We start from the raw sequence: 24,634 nt of genomic DNA, 5'->3' as shown, positions 1-24,634 counted from the left end.
CGCTGTCGTACCATTGCTTCTGTTCTCTTTATGTTCGCAGCGATGGCGGCTCCTGTCAACAATCCCGATCACGGTTTTTGTCGTGACTGCCTGACGTTTCAGCGCGGTGAAACGCGCCGCTGCGAACGCTGCGGCAGCCCTCGCCTTGCCCGTCATCCCGAGCTTTACCGGCTGCATCTGGCCCATATCGATTGCGACGCCTTCTACGCGGCGATCGAAAAGCGCGACAACCCGGCTCTCAAGGACAAGCCGCTGATCATTGGCGGCGGCAAGCGCGGGGTCGTCTCCACCGCCTGCTATATCGCGCGCATCCGCGGCGTGCGCTCCGCCATGCCGATGTTCAAGGCGCTCGAAGCCTGCCCCGAGGCGGTCGTGATCGCGCCCAACATGGAAAAATACGTGGCCGTCGGCCGTGAGGTGCGCGCCATGATGCAGGCGTTGACACCGCTGGTCGAGCCGCTGTCGATCGATGAGGCCTTCCTCGATCTCGCCGGCACCGAGCGGCTGCACGGCCTGCCGCCGGCGGTGGTGCTGGCGCGCTTCGCGCTGGCCGTGGAGAAGGAGATCGGCATCACCGTTTCATCAGGCCTGTCCTATTGCAAGTTTCTCGCCAAGATCGCGTCCGACTTCCGCAAGCCGCGCGGCTTTTCCGTCATTGGCGAGGCCGAGGCGGTCGGCTTCCTGGCGGCGCAACCGGTGACAATGATCTGGGGGGTCGGCAAGGCGTTCAACGCCACGCTCGAACAGGATGGCATCCGCACCATCGGCCAGCTTCAGAAAATGGAGCGTGGCGACTTGATGCGCCGCTATGGGGTGATGGGCGAACGGCTCTACCGCCTTTCGCGCGGCGAGGATGTCCGCCGCGTCGACCCCGACCAGGACGCCAAGAGCGTATCTGCCGAAACCACTTTCGACACCGACATCGCCTCGCTGGAAGAGCTGGTCTCGGTACTGAGGGGGCTGTCGGAAAAAGTCTCGGCACGGCTGAAGAAGTCGGGCATCGCCGGGCGCACCGTGGTGCTGAAGCTGAAAACCCAGGACTTCAAGCTGCGCACGCGCAACCGCCAGCTCGGCGACCCGACCCGGCTCGCCGACCGTATCTTTTCGACCGGTGTGGAACTCCTTCGCAAGGAGACTGACGGAACGAAATTTCGGCTGCTCGGCATCGGCATCAGCGATCTCTCCGACGACGACAAGGCCGATCCACCGGATCTGGTCGATGTCCAGTCGCGCAAGCGCGCCATGGCCGAAGGCGCCATCGATGCATTGCGCGACAAGTTCGGGCGCAAGGCTGTGCAAACCGGCTACACGTTCGGCAAGAGCCGCGATGCCCATCCGCCGGAGCCGCTCGAAGATTGAGCCCGATCAGCTGCGTCGAAGATCGATGCGGCTGGTCACCACGTTTTTGCCAGTCTTGGGATCACGGTCGACCACGGTCAAAACGATGCCATCGGCCCCGTTTTTCTCTACGGTAAGTTGCGCGGCGAGGTCGCCATTGACCTCCTTGGCCCAGCGGATGGCGAGGTTTATCGCATTGCCGGAACGGCGTCCGTTCAGCTGCGCCGGTCCGGTGCGCGATCCCACATAGACGCCGCTGTATTTGCCGCCGCTGACCTTCAGGCGAGCGCTGATGGCGCGTGTCACCAGGATCAGGCCGCGGCAGTTGCCGTCGAGCGACAGCGAGGCTGAGGTCGCGTTCGACTTGAAGCTGCAAGAAACACTGACGTTCGGCACATCCGTGGTTACCTGGACAGTGCCCTTGCCAGCGAAATTACCGTTGAACGACTGGAGAAATTTGGTCTCGTCGGCATGAGCCGCGCCTGCGGCAATCACCAGGCAGCCAGCCAGCGCGACTTGCGCGAATAGTCTCATGAAACTCTCCTTGTCGATATGGGAATGCGCGTTTGCCCGGCACGGACAATAAGAGGCTCAACGCCTGTGGCCGTATCAGGTTCCGCTCGCAGCACGACTGTTCTCAAGGCCTTCGCCGCGACTGGCCCAGAAGAATAGATGGACTAGCGATTGCTCCGGCAACCACGGCCTGCGACATAGCTGAATGGCACCCACCCCTTCGATCCCCAAGGCCACGTTCTGGATGGCGCTGTCGATCACGTCGTTCCTGGCGATGTCGGTCGCCGGCCGCGCCACGACGGCCGAACTCAACGTCTTCCAGGTGCTGGAACTGCGTTCGGTGATCGGGTTCTTCATTCTGCTGCCGCTGGTGATGGCGACAGGCGGGCTTGCCGCGATGCGCACGCAGCGGCCGCTGGCCCATATCGCGCGCAATGTCGTCCACTATAGCGGCCAGGCTGCCTGGCTCTACGCGTTGACGCTCATTCCGCTGGCGGTGCTGATCTCGATCGAATTCACCACGCCGATCTGGACGGCGATCCTGGCGGTCACGTTTCTGGGCGAAAGACTGAGCCGGCCGCGGCTCGCGGCGATCGTGCTCGGGCTGATCGGCGTGGTCGTCATCGTGCGTCCAGGCGTCGGCTCGGCGGATGTGGGCCATCTGGTCGTGCTGGGCGCGGCGGTTTGTTTCGGCGTCTCGCTGGTGCTGGTCAAGTCGCTGACGCGCACGGACAGCGTCGTGCGGATCATCTTCTGGATGCTGGTCATTCAGTCAGTGGTCGGCCTTATTCCGGCCCTTTACGAATGGCGCAACCCCTCGCTTGCACTGTGGCCGTGGATCGTCCTGATCGGTTTCACCGGCATGTCGTCGCATTTCTGCCTCGCCCGCGCCCTGGCCTATGCCGACGCGACCGTGATCTCGCCGATGGATTTCCTGCGCGTGCCGCTGTCGGCATTGATCGGCTGGCTGCTCTATCAGGAGCAGATCGACGCCTTCACCGCCGGCGGCGCGTTGCTGATCCTGACAGGCAATCTGCTCAACTTGCAGCGCAAAACCGTAAAGCCGGCCGAGGTCGCGGCGTCATAGCACTGCCGGTCAGTTCCCTTCGTCTGGAATGTTGAGGACATGGCCGCAGGCCTTGCAGTGCACGGCGTCCGGCTCGTGCCGCCGCAGCCCGCATTGCGGACAGGGAAAGAACACCTTGGCCGGCCGAAATATCGCCTGCGCCAGCCTGACGAACAGCGATATGCCGATGATCATGGTGACGCCGTCAGCTTGCCGGCGATGCCCGGCAGCACGATGTCGCCGAAGCCCGTCGTTGTCACGGTGGCGACGGTGAAGTAAAGCGCGTCGACGTAGTTTTCCAGTCCGGCTCCGTTGCGGAAAAAGAACGTGTAAACGAAGCCGGTGATGACAAGGAGAAAGGTCAACAGGTTGATGACCGCGTGGCTTGCCTCGCGCCAGGGTCGCAGCCCGCGCATTTCGAAATGCCGCCAGATCGAACCACTGCGCGACAGCGACCACAACCGAAGGATGCGCAGAAAGCCGAGACTTGCGAGCGCCGTCGGCATCAGCAGCGTCAGAAGGATGAAGGCATCCACCCAGAAGGTAGGCTGCTTCATCAGGCGCAACATGTCGTTGGAGGCCAGCAGCCTGGCAATCAGATCGGCGGCGACGAGAGCCGCCACGGCATAGTCCAGCCACAGAAAAGAGGCCGACTGCTGGATGACCGGCGTGGCGATGAAAAAGGCGATGATGGCGAGGTCGATGATGACAGCCACCAGTTGGAACCGGAACGCCGCCGGCGAGCGCCCATGGTAGAGCCTGCGCAGCATGTCGCGTAGCCGCGCCGTCGCGGAAAGGTCCTGCGACGCGCGCTTCCCCTTGGCCTTCATGCCGGCATGAGCAGCAGGTGACGGCCCGCGGGCAGCCGCCTGGCAAGCGCGCGGATTACACCAGTTCCACTTCGACCACGCCCGGCACGGCGCGCATTGCCGAGGCGATCTGCGGCGAGACGCGGTAGCCGCCATTCAGGGCAATCTCGACCTCGCCCTGCGCCTCTTCCTTGATCACGATGATGCTCACCTGGCTTTCACCGCGCTGGGTAAGCTGGGATTGGATCATCGAGGCAGGCCCATCGTTCCTGACGAAAATGCGCAGGGCCTTCTGAATGCGGCTTGCCTCGTCCTCCAGCGATTGCACGGAGTTGATGCGCAGGTTGACGCCCTCGGGCCTGTCCTCCGCCGCGACTGTGATGACAACGGAGCGGCCCGCTTCGAGGAGATCGCGGTACTGCGCCAATCCTTCTGAAAACAACACGGCCTCGTACTGGCCGGAGGTGTCGGAAAAGGCCACCACGCCCATCTTGTTGCCGGTGCGTGTCTTGCGCTCCTGCTTGCTGGTAACGGTGCCGGCAAGTCGGCCGGCGGAAGCGCCGCGCTTGACGGCGGCCGAGAACTCCGCCCAGTTCTGAACCCGCATCTTCTGCAGCGCCGCCTTGTACTCGTCGAGCGGATGCGCCGAGAGATAGAAGCCGACGACCTGGAATTCGCGATGCAACCGGTCGGCAGCGAGCCACGGATCGGTCGCCGGCAGATTGAGCGCCTGCGACTGTGCACCGAGCGAGGCGCCGAAGATGTCGGCCTGGCCCGAAACGGCGTTCTGCTGGGCGAGCGACGCCAGCCCCATCATCCGTTCGACGCCAGCCAACATCTGGGCGCGGTCGTGGCCGAAGCAGTCGAGCGCGCCGGCCATGATCAGGCTTTCGAATACCCGCTTGCCGACGATCTTCGGGTCGACCCTTTCGCAGAAATCGGCGAGACTCTTGAACGGCTTTTCGCCACGAACGGCGACGATGTGCTCCACTGCGGCATCGCCGACGCCCTTGAGCGCGGCCATCGAGTAATAGATGCGGTTCTCGCCGACCTCGAAGGCACGGAAACTCGTCATCACCGACGGCGCCAGGACTTCGATGCCCAGGCGCAGCGCATCCTGGCGGAAGTCGGCAAGCTTGTCGGTGTTGCCCATGTCGAGCGTCATCGACGCCGCCAGGAACTCGACCGGATAATGCGCCTTGAGATAGGCGGTCTGGTAGGACACGACGGCGTAGGCGGCGGCGTGCGACTTGTTGAAACCATAGTCGGCGAACTTGGCCAGGAGGTCGAAAATGAAGTCGGCTTGCGGCTTTGCGACGCCGCGCTCGACAGCACCCGTGACGAAGCGTTCACGCTGCTTGTCCATCTCGGCGCGGATCTTCTTGCCCATGGCGCGGCGCAGAAGGTCGGCTTCGCCGAGCGAATAGCCGGACAACTCCTGCGCGATCTGCATCACCTGTTCCTGGTAGACGATGACGCCTTGCGTCTCCTTCACCAGATGATCGATCTTGGGATGAATCGAGGCCATCTCCTCCTCGCCATGTTTTCTGGCGTTGTAGGTCGGGATGTTTTCCATCGGTCCCGGCCGGTAGAGGGCAACCAGCGCGATGATGTCCTCGATGCAGTCGGGCCGCATGCCGATCAGCGCCTTGCGCATGCCGGCACTTTCCACCTGGAACACGCCGACCACCTCGCCGCGCGACAGCATGGCATAGGTATCGGGATCGTCGAGCGGAATCGTCGCGAGATCGATGTCTATGCCGCGGCGACGGATCAGCTTCACCGCCGTCTCCAGCACCGTCAGCGTCTTCAGGCCGAGGAAATCGAACTTCACCAGCCCGGCCTGCTCGACATATTTCATGTTGAACTGGGTGACAGGCATGTCGGAGCGCGGATCGCGGTACATCGGCACCAGTTCCGACAAGGGTCGGTCGCCAATGACGATGCCGGCGGCGTGCGTCGAGGCATGGCGGTAGAGGCCCTCCAGCTTCTGCGCCATGTCGAGCAGCGTCTGGACGATCGGTTCCTTCTCGGCCTCCTCGGCAAAGCGCGGCTCGTTGGCGATGGCGTCGGCGAGCTTGACCGGATTGGCCGGGTTCTGCGGCACCATTTTTGAGAGCTTGTCGACCTGGCCATAGGGCATCTGCAGCACGCGGCCGACGTCGCGCAGCACGGCGCGCGCCTGCAGCGTACCGAAGGTGATGATCTGGCCTACCTGGTCGCGGCCGTATTTCTGCTGGACGTAGCGGATCACTTCCTCGCGGCGATCCTGGCAGAAGTCGATGTCGAAGTCGGGCATCGACACGCGGTCCGGATTGAGAAAGCGCTCGAACAGCAGCGAGAAGCGCAGCGGATCGATGTCGGTGATGGTGGTGGAATAGGCGACAAGCGAACCGGCGCCCGAACCACGCCCCGGCCCGACCGGAATGCCTTGCGCCTTGGCCCATTTGATGAAGTCGGCAACGATCAGGAAGTAGCCGGGGAATTTCATCTTCTCGATGATGCCAAGCTCGAATTCGAGCCGCTCACGATATTGCTCGACCGTGTAGCCCGGTGTCGGTCCGTGCAAGGCGAGCCTTGCGTTAAGCCCCTCGCGCGCCTGGCGCGCCAGTTCCTCGGCCTCGGCCTTTTCGGCCGCGTCCTTGTCGGAGGCATCGCCGCCCGTGAACCGTGGCAGGATCGGGCTGCGGGTTTTCGGATAGTAGGAGCAGCGCAGCGCAATCTCGATCGTGTTGTCGATCGCTTCCGGCAGGTCGGCGAACAATTTCGCCATATCGGCCTGGCTACGCAGGAAATTGTCCGGCGACAGCCGGCGGCGGGTATCGACGGCGACGACCGAACCCTCGGCGATGGCGATCAACGCATCATGCGCCTCATATTCGTCGCGCGAAGAGAAGAAGGCCTCGTTGGTGGCAACCAGCGGCAATTCATGGGAATAGGCGAGATCGATCGAGGATTTCTCGATCATGCGATCGTAGCCCGAAACCCGGTCCAATTCGACATAGAGGCGGTCGCCGAACATCGTCTTGAGAGTGACCAGGCGCGCCTCGGCAAGATCGCGGCGATCTTCCTTCAGGGCTGTGCCGATCGGGCCGCGCGGCCCGCCGCTGAGGCAAATCAGGCCGTCACATTGGCCGTCCATCATTTCGGTGGTCAGGTGCACCGCTTCACCGGGCGGTGTTTCGAGGTACACGCGGCTGACCAGCCGGACGAGATTGGAATAGCCGGCTTCGGTGGCCGCGAGCAGCACGATCGGCCGCATATCGGGGCCTTGCCGACGGCGGTCACGCTGGCCGTCGCTGTTTTCGCCGGAGAAGGCGAGTGCGATCTGGCAGCCGATGATCGGCTGGATGCCTTCCTTCACCGCCTTCTGGGCGAACTCCAAGGCGCCAAACAGATTGTTGGTGTCGGTGACGGCGATGGCCGGCGCTTCGTCTTTCACCGCGTGGTCAACGATCTTGCCGAGTTGCAGCGCGCCCTCGAGCAGCGAATAGGCCGAATGCACGCGAAGATGGACGAACGACCGCGCCGGCACCTCCGGCCGCGCGGCCGCAATTGCTGCTTCGCGCTTCAGGGGATCGCGTGGAAGTCTGTCATCCGCCATGGTTTCTCGCGCTGCCGAAGGTCTTTGAGTCGATGGAAATGTATTGTCCGGGACCGGGCGATACCAGTCCAGCACAAACGACTACTGACCACAGGGATCCAGCCCGCTCACGCAAACTCCATGATTATCGCGTCCACGGCCAGGCTGTCGCCCGGTTTGGCGTTGAGTTTCGCCACGACGAGATCGCGATCGGCGCGCAGCACGTTTTCCATCTTCATCGCCTCGACCACGGCCAAAGTCTCGCCGAACTTGACCTCCTGGCCTTCGGCGACAGCGATCGACACGACGAGGCCGGGCATCGGGCAGAGCAGCAGTTTCGATGTGTCCGGTGCCACTTTCTCCGGCATCAGCCTTTCCAATTCGGCGGTGCGCGGCAGCATGGCGCGCGCGGTCACCGACATGCCCTTCCAGGCGATGCGAAGGCCATTGGCGACAGGCCGGATCTGGGCCGCAACCCTGCGCTTGCCGACCGTGCCGCGCCAGATCAGGTCACCCGGCCGCCAATCGGACGAAACGGTCAGCGCCTTGCCGCCATCGATGGACAGGTCGATTTCCATCGGGATCGAAATCATGCCTTCGAGGATCGAAGCCGGCAGATAGTCTTCGCCGATCTTCACCACCCAATCGCGCTTGAGCGCTCCCGAATGCGGCGCCAGCCGTCCGCCCAGCCGGTCGAGGCGGTCGCGGCGCAGTAGTTCCACCGCCGTGACGATCGATGCCAGCACGGCTCTTTCCTCGCTGTTCGGCACGACGGGGGCAAAACCGTCGGGATATTCCTCCGCGATGAAGCCGGTCGATATCGCCCCTTCCCGCCAGCGCGGATGCTGCATCAGCGCCGCCAGGAACGGGATGTTGTGCTCGATGCCGTCGACGACAAAGCTGTCGAGCGATTCCGACATAGCGTCTATCGCCTCGAGCCGCGTCGGTGCCCAGGTGCATAGCTTGGCGAGCATCGGATCGTAGAACATCGAAATTTCCGAGCCTTCGGTGACGCCGGTATCATTGCGGATGACGATGTCGCCGAACTGTCCTTCCTCCGGCGGCCGATAGCGCGTCAGCCGGCCGATCGACGGCAGGAAATTGCGATAGGGATCCTCGGCGTAGAGCCGGCTTTCCACCGCCCAGCCGTTCAGCTTCACGTCGCTCTGCCTGATGGCGAGTTTCTCGCCGGCGGCGACGCGGATCATCTGCTCGACCAGATCGATACCTGTGACGAGCTCCGTCACCGGATGTTCGACCTGCAATCGTGTATTCATTTCAAGGAAATAGAAGTTCTTGTCCTTGTCGACGATGAATTCGACGGTGCCGGCGCTCTGGTAGTCGACGGCCCTGGCCAGCGCCACCGACTGCTCGCCCATCGCCTTGCGCGTCTTGGCATCGAGGAATGGCGACGGCGCCTCTTCCGCCACCTTCTGGTTGCGGCGCTGGATCGAGCATTCGCGTTCGCCGAGATAGAGCGCGTTGCCATGCGCGTCGGCCAGCACCTGGATCTCGATGTGACGTGGGTCGACGACGAATTTTTCGATGAAGACGCGGTCGTCGCCGAACGAACTCTTGGCCTCGGAGCGGGCCCGGTCAAAACCGTCGCGCACTTCCGACCTGTCCCAGGCAATGCGCATGCCTTTTCCGCCGCCGCCGGCCGAGGCCTTGATCATCACGGGATAGCCGATTTCGCCGGCTATCTTTTCGGCATGGTCGGCATTTTCGATGACGCCAAGCCAGCCCGGAACCGTCGAAACCTCAGCCGCGTTGGCGAATTTCTTCGATTCGATCTTGTCGCCCATCGCCTTGATCGCCTTGGGCTTCGGCCCGATGAAGACGATGCCTTCCGCTTCCAGCGCTTCGCAGAACGTGGCTCGCTCGGACAGGAAGCCATAGCCCGGATGCACGGCCTGGGCGCCGGTCGCCTTGCAGGCGGCGATGATCTTTTCAGGAACGAGATAACTCTGCGCGGCGGGTGACGGCCCGATATGCACCGCCTCGTCGGCCATTTCGACATGCACGGCATCGCGATCGGCGTCGGAATAGACGGCGACCGTGGCAATGCCCATCTTGCGCGCCGTCCTGATGACGCGGCAGGCGATCTCGCCACGGTTGGCGATCAGGATCTTGGTGAACATGCGGGCAGAATTCCCCTCCGGCAGACAGTTCAGTTCTATGGACTATGGCGCCATGTCTCAAGTACCGGCATGGCGCCATGAAAGTCGCCGCTACCGACGCACCATCGCGCCCGCTGCCGGGCCGGTTATCGAATGGTGTGCTATCTGCGTCAACAAAGCCGACATTTCGTCTCATCTGACAGTTGATGAGCAGCCCAAAACCTGAAAACTTGGCTACAAAAATCGCCTCTGGAGGAATTGCCCGATGAAAACCCGCGCCGCTGTAGCTGTTGGAGCCGGAAAGCCGCTGGAGATCATGGAGGTCGACCTCGAGAGACCGCGCGATGGCGAGGTACTGGTCGAGATCAAGGCGACCGGCATCTGCCACACCGATGAATTCACGCTGTCGGGCGCCGATCCCGAAGGCATCTTCCCGGCCATTCTCGGCCATGAAGGCGCCGGCGTCGTCGTCGATGTCGGCAAGGGCGTCACCTCGGTCAAGAAGGGTGACCACGTCATTCCGCTCTATACGCCGGAATGCCGGCAGTGCCCGTCCTGCCTGTCCAGAAAGACCAATTTGTGCACCGCCATCCGTGCCACGCAAGGCCAAGGCCTGATGCCGGACGGCTCGTCGCGCTTTTCGATCGGCAAGGACAAGATCTTCCATTACATGGGCTGCTCGACCTTCTCCAATTTCACCGTGCTGCCCGAGATCGCGGTCGCGAAGGTCAATCCCGACGCCCCCTTCGACAAGATCTGCTACATCGGCTGCGGCGTCACCACCGGCATCGGCGCCGTCATCAACACCGCCAAGGTCGAGCAAGGTGCTACATCAGTGGTCTTCGGCCTCGGCGGCATTGGCCTCAACGTCATCCAGGGCCTGAAGCTTGCCGGCGCCGACATGATCATCGGCGTCGATTTGAACAACGACAAGAAGGAATGGGGCGAGCGCTTCGGAATGACGCATTTCGTCAATCCGAAGGAGATCGAGGGCGACATCGTCCCCCACCTCGTCAACATGACCAAGCGCGGTGCCGACCAGATCGGCGGCGCCGACTACACGTTCGACTGCACCGGCAATACCAAGGTGATGCGCCAGGCGCTGGAGGCTTCGCATCGCGGTTGGGGCAAGTCGGTCGTCATCGGCGTCGCCGGCGCCGGCCAGGAGATTTCGACACGGCCTTTCCAGTTGGTCACCGGCCGCAGTTGGATGGGCACCGCCTTCGGCGGCGCACGCGGTCGCACAGACGTGCCGAAGATCGTCGACTGGTACATGGACGGCAAGATCCAGATCGACCCGATGATCACCCACACGCTGAAGCTCGAGGACATCAACAGGGGATTCGACCTCATGCATGAGGGCAAGTCGATCCGGAGTGTCGTGGTTTACTGAAGACGGCCACACGCCGCCGGCCAACCGGCCGGCGACCCCTGTGGTGAAACATGGGAGGAGAGAAAAATGGCGGAGAAACTGCATCCGAAAATCGACAATGGTTTGCCGAAGGAGAGCGCGAGCTTTGCCGGCGGCACATTGGTCTGCGCCTGCACCAGCAACCCGGTCAAGGTGAGGGTCAAGGGCCAGATCGCCCACAACCACGCCTGCGGCTGCACCAAATGCTGGAAGCCCGAAGGCGCTATATTCTCGGTGGTGGCGGTTGCCGGTACCGGCGATGTCACCGTCACCGAGAACGGCGACAAGCTGAAGGTGGTCGACCCGTCAGCGCTGATCCAGCGTCATGCCTGCACCCAATGCGGCGTCCACATGCACGGACCGGTCGAGCGCGACCATCCGTTCAAGGGCCTGTCCTTCATCCACCCCGAGCGCTTCGAGGAAGACGGCTGGTCGCCTCCGGGCTTCACCGCCTTTGTCTCGTCGATCATCGAATCGGGTGTCGACCCGAGCCGGATGGACGGCATTCGCGGCAGGCTGAGGACAATCGGCCTGGAGCCTTACGATTGCCTCAACCCGGGCCTGATGGACTACATCGCCACCTGGACGGCCAAGAAGTCCGGCGCTTTGCCGGCCTGACCGCTATGAGATTTCAGGCAGGGGCCGGACATGTTTCCGGTCCCTGCGCGTTTTCTGGAGAAACAATGCCCGCACCCGCCATCTACGTCGACGCCGACGCCTGCCCGGTGAAGGCCGAGGTAGAAAAGGTCGCCGAGCGCCATGGCATTGTCGTAACCTACGTCTCCAATGGCGGCCTGCGCCCTTCCCGCGACCCGATGATCCGCAATGTCGTGGTCTCCAAGGGCGCCGATGCCGCTGACGACTGGATCGTCGAGAACGCCAAGTCCAACGACATCGTGGTGACGGCGGACATTCCGCTTGCCGCCCGCACGGTGGCGCTCGGCGCGCATGTGCTGGGACCGACCGGGCGGCCCTTCACACCCGAGACGATCGGCATGGCGGTGGCGATGCGGGACCTCAAGCAGCATCTACGCGAAACCGGCGAAAGCAAGGGCTACAACGCCAGTTTTGCGCCGCAGGACCGCTCGCGTTTCCTCGGCGAACTCGACCGTATCTTGCGGCGGGCGCTGAAATCCGCCACATCAAGCTAGCAACAAAGCGCCATCCAGGTGGAGACCGCCATGGCTGCCGAAACCCCGGTCAAGAATCCGATGCAGCGCCATATGCTGTTCGCAGTCTCGGCTTGTATCGGTGCGTTTGCGCTGCTCGTGGCGTTGCTGCTGCACGCCCCGCTCGCCTACTCGATCGGGGCCAACGCATTTTTCGCCGCTTACGTCATTCTTGTCGTCAGCCAGATGCCCAAACTCACCGGCAAATATCTCAGCAAGAATGCACGCGCCACCGATCAGCCGGTGCTGGTCATCTTCGCTGTGACGCTCGTTGTCGTCGGCGTTGCCGTTATCTCCCTGTTCCTGCTGATCAATCGGAAGGACGGAGGTCACCCGATCGAACTCGGCTTCGCACTGCTGTCGATCCCGCTCGGCTGGTTCACAATCCATGCCATGGCGGCGCTCCATTATGCCCATGTCTACTGGATGGACGGCGACGCGGTCGACACCGACACCAATAAGAAGATCCCGGTCGGCGGCCTGCTGTTCCCGGGCGACAAACGCCCCGAGGGCTGGGATTTCCTCTACTTCTCGACCGTCATCGGCATGACGGCGCAGACCGCCGACACCAACATCTCGACGACGCACATGCGTCGTGTCGTGCTTGTGCACTCGGTCCTGTCGTTCTTCTTCAACACGGTCATCGTCGCCGCGGCCGTCAATCTCGCCGTCAGCCTGGGTGGTCCGTAATAAATCCGTGATCGGATGAAACATCGGTTTGGATCGCGACGTATCAGGAGGACAATGAACGCGTAGGCCAAGCCGCAAGGCACGGGAGACCAGACAAGATGGAATCGGTTGCCAGAAGCCAATCCGAAATTGAACCGGGTGTCCCCGCTTCAAAAGAGAAAACATTGATCTATCGCCAGTCGCGCTGGACGCGGCTGACACACTGGCTCTGGGCCATCTCGTTGTTTTTCATGCTTCTTTCCGGCCTGCAGATCTTCAATGCTCGGCCGCAGCTCTACATCGGCAAGCAATCCGGCTTCGGCTACAACAACACCATTTTCGCCATAGGCGCCGAAAACACCAATGCCGGGCCGCGCGGTTATACCGAAATCTTCGGGCACCGTTTCGACACGACAGGTGTCCTCGGCTGGTCGGGTCCGACAGGCAACGAGACGGCGCGCGGTTTCCCGTCCTGGGCGACGATTCCCTCCTACTATGACCTCGGCACCGCCCGCGTCATCCATTTCTTCTTTGCCTGGATACTGACGACGACCTTGATCGTCTGGCTGGTCGCCAGCCTGATCAACGGCCACATCCGCCGCGATCTGGCGCCGCGCCTGGATGATCTCAAGCGCTTGCCACAGGACATCGCCAACCACGCCAGGCTCAAATTCCATCACACGCGCGAGTACAACACGCTGCAGAAAATGGCTTATGGCGGCGTGCTGTTCGTGCTCTTGCCGCTGATGATCATCACTGGTCTCGCCATGTCGCCGAGCATGGATTCGGTGCTGCCGTTTCTCAACGATCTGCTCGGCGGCCGGCAGACCGCACGCACCATCCATTTCAGCGTCATGGTTCTGCTGGTCGCCTTCTTCGTCGTCCACATCCTGATGATCCTTGCCGCCGGCCCGATCAACGAACTGCGCTCGATCATCACCGGCTGGTACCGCACCGATCCTCCCGTGCATGACTCCAAAACGTCCGAGAGGAGTGTCTGACATGGCGAAATTTGAGATCAGCCGCCGAAAATTCCTCACCGCCGCCAGCCTCGGCGCTTCCGGCATCATGCTGTCGGGCTGCGATGCCTTCGATAGCGGCCTCGGCATCGGTGGCGGCTTGCGCAGTTTCCTCGAAAACGCCAATGGCCTGACCCACAAGGCACAACGGTTGCTCGGCGGCGGCAATTCGCTGGCGCCGGAATTCACCGAGGCCGATATCCGTCAGCCTATGCGGCCAAACGGCGTGACCGCGCCGGATGACGACACATACAAAGCCCTGCTCACCAACAACTTCGCCGATTGGCGTCTGGAGGTGTCAGGCCTCGTCGAAAAGCCGTTGTCGCTCACCCGCGAGCAGCTCATGAACATGCCGAGCCGTACCCAGATCACCCGCCACGATTGCGTCGAAGGCTGGAGCTGCATCGCCAAATGGACAGGTACGCCGCTGGCGCTGGTGCTCGACCAGGCGGTGGTCAAGCCGCAGGCGCGCTATGTCATGTTCCACTGCCTCGACACGATCGACCGCAGCCTGTCGGGCGACATCAAATATTACGGCACCATCGACCTGATCGATGCCCGCCATCCGCAAACGATCCTTGCCTATGGCCTGAACGGCAAGCCGCTGCCGGTCGAGAACGGCGCGCCGCTACGCGTCCGTGTCGAACGTCAGCTCGGCTACAAGATGCCGAAATATCTCTACAAGATCGAACTGGTCGACGGCTTCGCCAATGTCGGCGGCGGCCGCGGCGGCTATTGGGAAGACAATGGCTACGACTGGTACGGCGGGATTTGATGGACGCTCGCATTGCGGCCGAGCACGACCTGTCTCCAGTCGAATTGAGTTCGCTCGAGGAGCGTCTTCATCGTGACAACCGGCGTGTAACGGACCGCGACGATGACCGGAGCCTGGCCTTTGTCATCCGTGATGATGCGGGACACGCGATCGGAGTAGCCGCCGGCTACTCCTGGGCTGGCACGTCCGAACTCACATTGATGTGGATTGACGAGGCTCACCGGGGCCGCGGCTACGCAAGGCAGTTGCTCGACGCCTTTGTCGCCGAGGCCGCGGATCGCGGCGTCAAGAAGATCTGGGTCTCCAGCCACGACTTCCAGGCACCAGGCCTGTATGAAAAGGCTGGCTTCGAACGCATGGCCGAACTGGCGGGATGGCCCGAAGGCCATTCCAATATCATTCTTTGCAGAAGGATAGCAGCAGACGGCGCGGCTTAGGCAACCTTGTCGAGCAACGGCTTCAGCGCCGGATGGATTTCCGGCGACGCGTGCTTGATCAAGGTCAGCAGTGCACGCTCATTCTCGAGTAAAGGCCGATTCACGCCGATATGTCCGACCAGCCATTTGGCTTCGCCGGCATCGATCGTCTCGGCGCGGCGGGCCAGCGCCTCGGCTGCCCTGTTCTTGGCTTCCCATTCGGTCTCGATATCGTCAGGAGACCGGTAGGCCTCGATGATGCCGGCGAGGCCGCCGGAGACCATGCGGCTGTAGAAACCGCCGATTTCCGGATCGGCGTGTTCGAGGAAGGTTTCCTGGCGCAGCGCCACGTCGCGGGTGGGCGCCTCGTAACCGGCCGAGCACATGACGAAATTGGCGATCGCCTTGACGAACAGGTCGTTCCAGGACGGATCGTTGTTGGCCTGGGCTGTCCGCTCGTTGATCCTGAACAGCACCTCGGCCTCGGCCCGGGTGATGGCGATGTTGCCGTCGCCGCCATGGGCATGGAGGATACGGCGCAGAAGCTCGACTTCTGCCTTGGCGATCAATCCGGGCACCAGCGCACCGCCGAGCATCAGCGGTCCCTTGCCGTCGACGACCGCATTGGCGACCTGCTCCAGCGCGTAGACGCAAAGCCGGCTCGGGGAGGATTTCGCCTCTTCCAGCACGTGGACCAGCAATTCGAGTTCGGTCCGGCTGTCGACCATGCCGTCGCGCGAAATCGTGCGGACCAGCCAGTCGGCATTTTCCTGTGAAATGTAACCTTCCGGCCTTTCCTGGCGGACGATGTAGTCGGTGACCGCCTCGACGAAGAACGGTGCCCATTCCGCGCACTTGTCCCGCGCCGTCTGGTCGAGCGCGAACAAGGCCTCGGCTTCGCCCCGGGTCACCACGCCGTCCGCGAACACGTCGCGGCGCAGCATCGCCACATCCTCCGAAGCAATGCGGTTCTTCGACGTCAGCCCCGCCACCGGCGCACTCATGATCAACTCGCCCATCCGTCGTCTCCGTCCGCCCAACGCGTCACATCGGCCTGCTATATCAGGAGTGTCTTGAAAAACCGCCAAATGGCGTGGTTAGCGAAGACTTGTCAGCCAATGCATGTCGCCCAAAAGTGTGCAGCGGTTTTGGGAGAACGACATGCATCAACACAAAGATCTAAAGCGCGACGCGCTTAGATGTCGCTGGGAGGTGACAAGGTGTCGCCGACGGGCTATGGATGGCGCGTCGAGGGCTCAGGGTTTGAGTCCTACCTGTTTGCGGGAGAGAGCAGCGAGAGCTGCCGCCGAAGGGGAAATCGCCCGAAATCTCTCAGGCAAAAGAACCGTAGACGGGAAAGACACTCTGGAAAGTCGGGGCTTGCCCCCGCGCCGAAGGTGTAAGCGCCGCTGACAGAGTTCCGGCTGCGCGAGTCTCTCAGGCTTCAGACAGAGGGGCACGGACTGGTCGCCATCAGCGACCGATTGCGTGCGACTCTGGAGACGACATGACGGGCGATGACAAACACCTTCCCCTCGAAGATATCCATACAGCGGCCGGTGCGCGCTTCGGCGCCTTTGCAGGCTGGTCGATGCCGCTGACCTATCCGGCCGGCGTCATGAAGGAGCATCTTCACACCCGCGAACATGCGGGCCTGTTCGACATCTCGCACATGAAGCTGTTCGAGGTCAGCGGGCCGGATGCCGTCACGCTGCTCGACCGCGCCTGCCCGCTAGATGCCGGCGCGCTCGAAATCTCGCAATCCAAGCTGACCTTCTTCCTCAATGAGGCGGGCGGCATTCTGGATGATCTGATCGTCACCCGGCTCGGCGATACGAGGTTCATGGTGGTCGCCAACGCCGGCAATGCCGTCGCCGACGAAAAGCATCTGCGCGCGCTGGCAGCCGATTTCGATGTGAAGGTCGAGCCGCTCGACCGTGTTTTCCTGGCGATCCAAGGCCCGGAAGCCTGGGCGACGCTTTCCCGAGCCGGCCTCGAAACCGGCTCGCTGCTGTTCATGCACGGCATCGAGCCGCGGAAAAACTGGTTCATGAGCCGGTCGGGCTATACCGGCGAGGACGGTTTCGAGATCGGCCTGCCGGTAGCCGATGCAAGAGAACTCGTCGCCAAGCTGCTGGAAGATGAGCGCGTACTGTGGATCGGGCTTGCCGCGCGCGACAGCCTGCGGCTGGAAGCCGGGCTCTGCCTGCATGGCCAGGACATTACGCCGGAGATCGACCCGGCCGCGGCGGCGCTGATGTGGGCAATTCCGAAAGAGATCCGTGCCTCCGGCACCTTCATCGGCGCCGACGCCTTGCGCGCCGCCGTGGAGCGGGGCCCGGCGCAAAAGCGCGTCGGGTTGAAGGCCGATGGCCGCCAGCCGGTACGAGCGGGCGCAACCCTTTTCGATGCCGACGGCAACCCTGCCGGCCATGTCACATCGGGCGGCTTCGGCCCCTCCGCCGGTCATCCAGTCGCCATGGGCTATGTCGCCGCCCCGCTGGCCAAGCCCGGAACACGGGTTTTCGCCGACGTGCGCGGCACGAAGATCCCCGTCGATATCAGTTCCCTGCCCTTCACCCCTCATCGCTACCGCAAAGGATAGACCCCATGGCAAAGATCTATTTCACCGCCGATCACGAATGGCTCAGCGTCGAGGGCGGCGTCGCCACCGTCGGCATCACCAACTACGCTCAGGAGCAACTCGGCGACCTCGTCTTCGTGGAACTGCCGGAAACGGGAAAGAAGCTCGCCAAGGGCGATACCGCCGTCGTGGTCGAATCCGTCAAGGCGGCCTCCGATGTTTACGCGCCGGTCGACGGCGAGATCACCGAGGCCAATGGCACGCTGTCATCCGACCCTTCGCTGGTCAACTCGGCGGCAACCGGCGCCGGCTGGCTATGGAAGATGAAGCTCGCCGACGAAAGCCAACTCGCCAGCCTCATGGATGAGGCCGCCTACAAAGCCCATATTGGCTGATATCAGGACGCATTGACATGACCACTGGACCTTACCCCTTCTCGGCCCGTCACATCGGCCCCGGCCTTGCCGACGTCAGAGCCATGCTCGCCGTCCTCGGTGTTCCCTCGGTCGAGACGCTGATCAGTCAGGCCGTGCCGAGATCGATCCGCCTCGACCACCCGCTGGCCCTGCCCGCGCCGGCCAGCGAAGCCGAAGCGCTCGCCGAATTGTCGACGATCATGGCAAGGAATGCCGTGCTGAAGAGTTTTATCGGCGCCGGTTACCACGGCGTCCACGTGCCGCCGGTCATCCAGCGCAACCTGTTCGAGAATCCAGCCTGGTACACCGCTTACACACCTTACCAGGCCGAGATCAGCCAGGGCCGGCTCGAAATGCTGTTCAACTTCCAGACGCTGGTCACGGAACTGACCGGCCTGCCGGTGGCATCGGCTTCATTGCTCGACGAGGCAACCGCGGTCGCCGAAGCGGTCGGCATTGCGCTGCGCCACCACCGCGACAAGCGCACCAAGGTGGCGCTCGCCGGCACGCCGCACCCGCAGACGCTGGACGTGGTGCGTACCCGCGCCGAGCCACTCGGCATCGAGATCGACGGCGAGGCGATCGACGACAACACCGCCGCCCTGCTCGTCTCCTGGCCGGATACTTTTGGCGTCTATGGCGACCACAAGGCGGCGATCGAAAAAGCGCGCGCCACCGGCGCCCTTGTCGTCTTCATCGCCGACCCGCTTGGCCTGACACTGACCGACGCGCCGGCGAAACTCGGCGCCGACATTGCCGTCGGCCCGATGCAGCGCTTTGGCGTACCGATGGGCTTTGGCGGCCCGCACGCCGCCTATTGCGCCGTCGCCGACAGACTGACGCGGCTGATGCCCGGCCGCCTGGTCGGTCAGTCGACCGACAGCATGGGCCGTCCCGGCTACCGCCTCGCCTTGCAGACACGCGAGCAGCATATCCGCCGCGACAAGGCAACGTCCAACATCTGCACGGCGCAGGCGCTGCTTGCCAATATGGCCACCGCCTACGCCATCTGGCATGGCCCGGTTGGCCTGCAGGCGATCGCCGGGCGCGTCCATGCACTGGCCAACCGCCTGGCGAGCGGCCTCGAGGGGGCGGGTGTATCGGTGCTCGGCTCCAGCCGTTTCGACACGGTGACGGTGGAGGTCAAAGGCAAGGCCACCCGGATCGCGGCCGCCGCCGAAAAGACCGGCAGGCTGCTGCGTGTGCTCGACGCCGACCATGTCGGAATCAGTTTCGACGAGACGTCGACCGATGCCGATCTCGAGGCGATCGCGGCCCTGTTCGACGCCAAGGCTGCTTCTGCCGCCGACAGCACGGTGCCCGGCAAGCCGCGCGGCAAGGAGTTTTTGACCCAGCCGGTCTTCCACGAGAACAAGTCGGAGACCGAGATGATGCGCTTCCTGCGCCGGCTGGCCGACAAGGACCTGGCGCTCGACCGCGCCATGATCCCGCTGGGCTCCTGCACCATGAAGCTCAACGCCGCGGCGGAAATGATGCCGGTGAGTTGGCCGGAAATCGCCAATTTGCATCCCTTCGCGCCCGCAGCGCATTCGGCCGGCTACCGCGCCATGATCGGCGAACTGGAAGGCTGGCTGTCGGAGATCACCGGCTTCGACGCCGTGACCTTGCAGCCCAATGCCGGAAGCCAGGGCGAATATGCCGGGCTGCTCGCCATTCGCGCCTATCATCGCTCGCGCGGTGAAGGCCATCGCACTGTCTGCCTGATCCCCTCCTCCGCGCATGGCACCAATCCGGCGAGTGCCGCGATGGCCGGCATGAGCGTTGTGGTCGTGCGCTGCCTGGAAGACGGCAACATCGACATGGACGATATGCGCGCCAAGGCCAATGAGCATTCCAGGAATCTCGCGGCGCTGATGTTCACCTACCCCTCCACGCATGGCGTCTACGAGGAAGGCGCGCGCCACCTCTGCGCTCTCATTCATGAGCATGGCGGACAGGTCTATTTCGACGGCGCCAACCTCAACGCCCTGGTTGGGCTTGCCCGTCCCGGCGACATCGGCGCCGACGTCTGCCACATGAACCTGCACAAGACCTTCTGCATCCCGCATGGCGGCGGCGGACCGGGCGTCGGTCCGATCGGCGTCAAGGCGCATCTGAAGCCCTATTTGCCCGGCCATGTCAGCGAAGGCTCGGCGCATGCCGTGGCCGCCGCCCCCTTCGGCAGCGCTTCCATCCTGCCGATCACCTGGATGTACATCCGTATGATGGGCGCTTCCGGCCTGAAGCAGGCGACCGAGACGGCGATCGTGTCCGCCAACTATGTGGCGACGCGGCTCGCCCCGCACTTCCCGCTACTTTACAAGGGCAGGAGCGATCGTGTCGCCCATGAATGCATCCTCGATACCCGCGTGCTCAAGGAGAGCGCCGGCATCGGTGTCGAAGACATCGCCAAGCGCCTGATCGACTATGGTTTCCACGCGCCGACCATGTCGTTCCCGGTCGCCGGCACGCTGATGGTCGAACCGACCGAGTCCGAGCCCAAGCGCGAGTTGGACCGGTTTTGCGAGGCGATGATCGCCATTGCCGGCGAGGCGGCGAAAGTGGCCAGGGGCGAATGGCCTTTGGCCGACAATCCGCTGGTCAACGCGCCTCATACATCAGCCGAGGCGCTGGCCGGTCAATGGACCCACCCTTACTCGCGCCTCGAAGCGGCCTATCCCGCCGGCGACGCGGACACAGCGGCAAAGTACTGGCCGCCGGTATCGCGCATCGACAATGTCGCGGGAGACCGCAACCTGGTCTGCTCCTGCCCGCCGCTGTCGGACTATCTGGGTGCTGCCGAATAGCTACGCAGAGCGCAAGGCCGGCTTGACTGGGTCGGCCTTGCCCATCCTCTTGCGACTGATGACGCAATTTCGCCCCGCGCGTTTGGCGGCATAGAGCATGGTGTCGGCCCTGGCCAGCACCTCGTCGAGGGTGCTGCCGTCGGCTTCGCCGAACCCGATCCCGCCGCTGACCGTGCTGCGCAAGGGACCGAGCGGGGTGGGCACGACTTCCGTGCCGAAAGCAACACCGATCTTGCTGGCAAGATCATAGGCCCGCTCGTCCGTCATGCGCGACATGACGATTGCGAACTCCTCGCCGCCCAAACGAAAGGCGTCGACCCCGGTCCTGGCATATTTCCTGATGACGGCGGCAAAGCGGCACAGGACCTGATCCCCGACCGGGTGTCCATAGATGTCGTTCGTCCGCTTGAAGTGATCGAGATCGAACATGACGATCGCCATGAACGGGCTGAAGGTGCGCTCGCCATAAAGCGACGTCAGGCCCCGACGGTTCATCAGTCCGGTCAACGGATCGGTCATGGTCTCAGCCTTGAGCTCGATCTGCGCCTGCAGATGATGGAGCGAAAGCGTCAACGCGCCGAGGCCGGTCATACAGGCCACCGCAACGACCGAGTTGAGGCGCTCGGCCCAATTGTCGGGCGCGACACCGAGCGTCCACTGTCCTTTGGCCATCAGAACCACGCCGCAAAGGGCAAACGACAGCGCACAAGTGCCGCTCAGGAACGACACCACCAGCAGGATGCGGCGATCGTGACTGCCATTGATCCAGAACATGGCCCCGATCGTCGAGAGCAGCGCGGTAACCGTCGCGTAGGTGATCACGAAACCGATGCCGTCAAGGCCCATGAAGGTCACGGCCGCACAGACAGCCATGGCGGCAAGCGTCGGCGCAATCGCACGCCTGTGGTCCGGCACACCGAGATATTGCATGGCCGAAATGCAGATGATCAGAAAACCCAGGCTGAGCAGCGCCAGCGCGATCTGGCAAAGCAGCGGATCGGGCTCCCTTGTGTAGCGCCAGAACAGGATCACATGCGCGACGAGCACGAGAATGCCGCATGCCACCGTCAGCACGAACCTTGCCCGCGGCGCGGTGGCCCAGATCGCGAACATGGTGACGCTGAGACAGATGCCCGACAGCGCGGCTGCGAGCAGGAGCGAACTGAAATCCAGCATATCGGGCGGAGGCCTCTCGAGCGTCGGCGGTTGCGCCGCATTCTAGGTCGGCGGCAGCCCTCGGACATGGTTTTCAGGCGATCTGTCCGCCCAACCTGCGGATAGGGTTTACAAAGCGTCGATGCCACCTGTCCCGAAACCGCACCCCTGGCCGGCCGAGGATCAAACGGCATCAGCCCTTGTTCAGCAGGGCGAGGTTGGCGTCGACGACCGTGGGATCGGCCATGCCGGCTTTCGCCTCGAGCAGCAGCGCCCTGGCTTTCTTCTTGTTGCCGCGCAACAATTGCGAATAGCCCATATTGTTGACGATCCGCGGTTTGCGGCCGGCGACTTTCAAAAGCTGGCCATAGGCGCGGTCGGCGAAGTCGAAGCGGCCGAGTTCGTCATAGGAAGCGGCGAGCCCCATCCAGGCCTCGGCGTTGTCGGCCTTCAGTTCGACTGCCTTGCGGAAATGCTGTTCGGCAAGACCATAATTGGCATCGCGAAACTGTGCCTTGCCTTCCGCCAGGTCGGATGTGTCGACGTCCTTGGCCGCCGGCTGGATCGCGGTGGTCTTGGTCGTATCGACGTTGGTGTTCGTCGTGCACCCGGTGATCATCAGGACGGTTGCCATCGTAGCCACCGCCGTAAATTTTATCTGACGCATGCCCTGCCCCGTCGCCCGATTTGTCGGGTCGTTCTTCAGGGAAAGACACTACAGCACAGCGATTAAGCTTCGGTGCCGAAATGCAGCCAAGATTCGGTTCCGAAAATACCGGCCGTTAACCACTGGGGCGAAGGCTGCGGGCATTCAACATTTCGCGGCCCGCCCAGCGAGTATCGGACGCCGCTAGTGACCAGTCATTTTGACGATGATGGGAATGACGGCGATCATCAGCACCACCGGCAGGATGCAGACCACGACCGGCACGGACATCTTTGCCGGCAAGGCATGCGCCTTCTCCTCGGCCAGCGACATGCGCTTGTGGCGCATTTCATCGGAAAACACCCTGAGCGCACCCGATAGGCTGGTGCCGAGTTCCTTCGACTGCTGCAGGAGCGTGGCGAAGGAGCGTACCTCGTCCAAGCTGAGGCGATCGGCGAGCGCCTTCAGCGCGTCGTCGAGGCTGCGCCCCGCCCGAAGCTCCAACGATACGAGCTGCAGGTTCTGGCTGAGCGACGGATAGGTCCTGGCGAGCTCTTTCGACACACGCTCGACGCCCGCTTCCATGCTCATTCCGGCGTCGGAGCAGACGATCATCAGGTCCATGAAATCGGGGAAGCCGTTGCGGTATTCGCGCATCTTTTCCCGCACTTTCTGGGTCAGCACCAGGCCCGGCAGGAAATAGCCGGCAGCGCCCGACAGGATGATGAAGGTCCACCGGCTGGTCATGGTCGCGTCCGGGCTGGCCATCCACCGGTTGAGCACGAAGACGGCGAATGCCGTGCCGATCATCGCCGTGAACCGGATGAGGAAGAACATGCCGACGGCGCGCGGCTCCATGTAACCGGCCTGGATGAGCTTCAAACGCAGGCGGGCGACGTTTTCCGGATCGCTCTTGGCATAGAATTCCTGCGCCCTCTTCACCGCTTTTTCGCGCACGACGCCGCTGTTCTTCTTCTGCACCGGTTCGGGCTTGGCCACCACCGGACCGTGGTCGACCTTGAGCCGGCGCTTGACCTCGTTGCGGTCGCCCCTCGCCGCCACCATCGGCCAGGCGACCGCAGCGGCTCCCAGGGCCAGCAACAGCACGGCCACCGGCATCAGAGACGTCGGCGCGAGCGAGGCGAGGAATTCGATGACGCTCTGCATGTCAGAATCTGAAGTTCGACATCTTGAACATGATCAGATTGCCCAGCATCAGCCAGGTAACCGAGCCGCCAATCATGTACCATGTCTTCGGCACACCCCAGACGTCGCTGTAATATCCCGGCATCATGGCCATGATGGCTGTGAAGAGCAGCGCCGGCACGGCCGTCAAGATGTAGGCCGACAAACGGCCTTCAGTGGAAATGGCGCGCACCTTGCGGCGCAGCTTGCCGCGTTCGCGGATCGTCGTCGACAACCCATCGAGGATTTCGCGCAGATTGCCGCCCGAGCTGGTCTGGATCGACACGGCGGTGACGAACAGCGGCAGATCCTCATGGCCGACCCGGTCGAACAACGAATTCAGCGCCGAGACCAGGTCGGAGCCATAGGTCACCTCATCGGCGATGACGCCGAATTCGGTGCCGATCGGATCGGGCATCTCGCGCGACACCATGGCGATGGCCACCGGGACCGGATGACCGGCCTTGAGGCCCCGCGTGATCAGTTCTAGCGCCTCCGGCAACTGCATGCCGAAACGCTTCAGCCTGCGCTTGCGCATGGAGCGCATCGCCATGACCGGCAGCAGCGGCACCAGCATGACGAACAGGATGAGCCCCATCAACAGCGGCAAGCCGCGCGAGATGGCGAACAGGGCCACGGCCATCGCCACGCCGCAGGTGATCATCAGGAATTTCGAGAGCGGCATGACCATGCCCGACTGCGTGCGCAAGGCACGGAACCGGTCAGGTGAAAACAGCGACGTTCCCGCGTCGAGGCCGCGCTCCTTGCGCAGTTGGATCAGCACCTGTTCCTGGCTGATCTTGTTTTCCTGCAGCTTCATACGCCGGTTGATGGCGGTGCGCTTGTCGCTGCGGCCGGCATAGAGCAGGTAGACCGCCTCGGCGACCATGATGCCGGTCAGAGCGGCCCCGGCATAGACGACATAGATCGCGCTGAACCCGTCGAACACGCCG

At 63.1% G+C, this 24,634-nt stretch carries 20 protein-coding genes, 1 pseudogene and 1 riboswitch; of the genes and pseudogenes, 12 read left to right on the top strand and 9 right to left on the bottom strand.

From position 1 onward, the window contains the following. The first annotated feature begins 30 nt into the window (after window positions 1–30). On the top strand, window positions 31–1,359 hold the full coding sequence (locus FJ970_RS18370; protein ID WP_140757611.1) for a DNA polymerase IV: 1,329 nt from the start codon (window positions 31–33) through the stop codon (window positions 1,357–1,359). Window positions 1,360–1,365: 6 nt separating this feature from the next. Here the strand turns inward: FJ970_RS18370 and FJ970_RS18365 are convergent, their stop codons facing one another. Further along, entirely contained in the window at window positions 1,366–1,872 is a 507-nt protein-coding gene (locus tag FJ970_RS18365; protein WP_140757612.1) for a hypothetical protein, read from the bottom strand. Between the two features lie 184 nt (window positions 1,873–2,056). Between FJ970_RS18365 and FJ970_RS18360 the strand changes: the two genes are divergently transcribed. Then, complete coding sequence (locus FJ970_RS18360) at window positions 2,057–2,938, top strand: DMT family transporter (protein ID WP_140757613.1); 882 nt, start codon at window positions 2,057–2,059, stop codon at window positions 2,936–2,938. Window positions 2,939–2,947: 9 nt separating this feature from the next. On the opposite strand, the pseudogene FJ970_RS18355 reads toward FJ970_RS18360, so the two are convergent. From FJ970_RS18355 to FJ970_RS18345, 3 genes and pseudogenes are all read right to left on the bottom strand, one after another. After that, window positions 2,948–3,747 (bottom strand): annotated as a pseudogene (locus FJ970_RS18355) (potassium channel family protein). A gap of 55 nt (window positions 3,748–3,802) precedes the next feature. After that, window positions 3,803–7,330: a DNA polymerase III subunit alpha gene (dnaE, locus tag FJ970_RS18350; protein ID WP_140757614.1), complete on the bottom strand. Its 3,528-nt coding sequence runs from the start codon at window positions 7,328–7,330 to the stop codon at window positions 3,803–3,805. Window positions 7,331–7,437: 107 nt separating this feature from the next. Then, entirely contained in the window at window positions 7,438–9,450 is a 2,013-nt protein-coding gene (locus FJ970_RS18345) for an acetyl/propionyl/methylcrotonyl-CoA carboxylase subunit alpha (RefSeq protein WP_140757615.1), read from the bottom strand. A gap of 244 nt (window positions 9,451–9,694) precedes the next feature. Here FJ970_RS18345 and FJ970_RS18340 point away from each other — a divergent pair, with 244 nt between their 5' ends. The 7 genes from FJ970_RS18340 (at window position 9,695) to FJ970_RS18310 (ending at window position 14,909) form a co-directional block, all read left to right on the top strand. Then, entirely contained in the window at window positions 9,695–10,822 is a 1,128-nt protein-coding gene (locus FJ970_RS18340; RefSeq protein ID WP_227791837.1) for an S-(hydroxymethyl)glutathione dehydrogenase/class III alcohol dehydrogenase, read from the top strand. Window positions 10,823–10,888: 66 nt separating this feature from the next. Further along, window positions 10,889–11,458 carry an S-(hydroxymethyl)glutathione synthase gene (gfa, locus tag FJ970_RS18335; RefSeq protein WP_227791835.1) on the top strand — a complete coding sequence of 190 codons (570 nt, stop codon included), beginning with the start codon at window positions 10,889–10,891 and terminating at the stop codon, window positions 11,456–11,458. 65 nt (window positions 11,459–11,523) lie between these two features. Then, window positions 11,524–11,991, top strand: coding sequence for a YaiI/YqxD family protein (locus FJ970_RS18330; RefSeq protein ID WP_140760622.1), 468 nt, complete (start codon window positions 11,524–11,526; stop codon window positions 11,989–11,991). Window positions 11,992–12,021: 30 nt separating this feature from the next. Beyond that, entirely contained in the window at window positions 12,022–12,699 is a 678-nt protein-coding gene (locus FJ970_RS18325) for a DUF1345 domain-containing protein (protein WP_140760620.1), read from the top strand. Between the two features lie 98 nt (window positions 12,700–12,797). Beyond that, complete coding sequence (locus FJ970_RS18320) at window positions 12,798–13,679, top strand: cytochrome b/b6 domain-containing protein (RefSeq protein ID WP_140760618.1); 882 nt, start codon at window positions 12,798–12,800, stop codon at window positions 13,677–13,679. Window position 13,680: 1 nt separating this feature from the next. Further along, entirely contained in the window at window positions 13,681–14,472 is a 792-nt protein-coding gene (locus tag FJ970_RS18315) for a molybdopterin-binding protein (RefSeq protein ID WP_140760616.1), read from the top strand. Next, a complete protein-coding gene (locus FJ970_RS18310) occupies window positions 14,472–14,909 on the top strand; it encodes a GNAT family N-acetyltransferase (protein ID WP_140760614.1) in 438 nt (145 codons plus the stop codon). The genes FJ970_RS18315 and FJ970_RS18310 overlap by 1 nt, the downstream gene beginning before the upstream one ends. Here the strand turns inward: FJ970_RS18310 and FJ970_RS18305 are convergent. After that, window positions 14,906–15,907: a hypothetical protein gene (locus tag FJ970_RS18305; RefSeq protein ID WP_140760612.1), complete on the bottom strand. Its 1,002-nt coding sequence runs from the start codon at window positions 15,905–15,907 to the stop codon at window positions 14,906–14,908. The genes FJ970_RS18310 and FJ970_RS18305 overlap by 4 nt on opposite strands. Before the next feature lie 252 nt (window positions 15,908–16,159). After that, window positions 16,160–16,246: riboswitch (glycine riboswitch) on the top strand. A 149-nt stretch (window positions 16,247–16,395) separates the two neighbouring features. Here FJ970_RS18305 and gcvT point away from each other — a divergent pair. The 3 genes from gcvT to gcvP are packed head-to-tail and all read left to right on the top strand — an operon-like array spanning window position 16,396 to window position 20,695. Continuing rightward, on the top strand, window positions 16,396–17,493 hold the full coding sequence (gene gcvT / locus FJ970_RS18300; protein ID WP_140760609.1) for a glycine cleavage system aminomethyltransferase GcvT: 1,098 nt from the start codon (window positions 16,396–16,398) through the stop codon (window positions 17,491–17,493). A 5-nt stretch (window positions 17,494–17,498) separates the two neighbouring features. Then, window positions 17,499–17,867 (top strand): glycine cleavage system protein GcvH, encoded by a 369-nt coding sequence (gcvH, locus tag FJ970_RS18295; RefSeq protein WP_140760607.1) that lies wholly within the window; start codon window positions 17,499–17,501, stop codon window positions 17,865–17,867. 17 nt (window positions 17,868–17,884) lie between these two features. Next, entirely contained in the window at window positions 17,885–20,695 is a 2,811-nt protein-coding gene (gene gcvP, locus FJ970_RS18290; protein WP_140760605.1) for an aminomethyl-transferring glycine dehydrogenase, read from the top strand. Here the strand turns inward: gcvP and FJ970_RS18285 are convergent, their stop codons facing one another. From FJ970_RS18285 to FJ970_RS18270, 4 genes are all read right to left on the bottom strand, one after another. Beyond that, window positions 20,696–21,871 (bottom strand): GGDEF domain-containing protein, encoded by a 1,176-nt coding sequence (locus FJ970_RS18285; RefSeq protein ID WP_140760602.1) that lies wholly within the window; start codon window positions 21,869–21,871, stop codon window positions 20,696–20,698. A gap of 172 nt (window positions 21,872–22,043) precedes the next feature. Next, window positions 22,044–22,517 carry a hypothetical protein gene (locus FJ970_RS18280; RefSeq protein WP_140760600.1) on the bottom strand — a complete coding sequence of 158 codons (474 nt, stop codon included), beginning with the start codon at window positions 22,515–22,517 and terminating at the stop codon, window positions 22,044–22,046. A 183-nt stretch (window positions 22,518–22,700) separates the two neighbouring features. Beyond that, window positions 22,701–23,663, bottom strand: a complete 963-nt coding sequence (locus tag FJ970_RS18275) for a type II secretion system F family protein (RefSeq protein ID WP_140760597.1) — start codon at window positions 23,661–23,663, stop codon at window positions 22,701–22,703. A gap of 1 nt (window position 23,664) precedes the next feature. Then, window positions 23,665–24,630, bottom strand: a complete 966-nt coding sequence (locus tag FJ970_RS18270) for a type II secretion system F family protein (protein ID WP_140760595.1) — start codon at window positions 24,628–24,630, stop codon at window positions 23,665–23,667. Window positions 24,631–24,634 lie beyond the last annotated feature (4 nt).

The organism is Mesorhizobium sp. B2-1-8 (assembly GCF_006442545.2).
Classification (GTDB): domain Bacteria; phylum Pseudomonadota; class Alphaproteobacteria; order Rhizobiales; family Rhizobiaceae; genus Mesorhizobium.
Note: the sequence above shows the minus strand (reverse complement) of the source record. Positions and strands in the feature narration are given on the sequence as shown.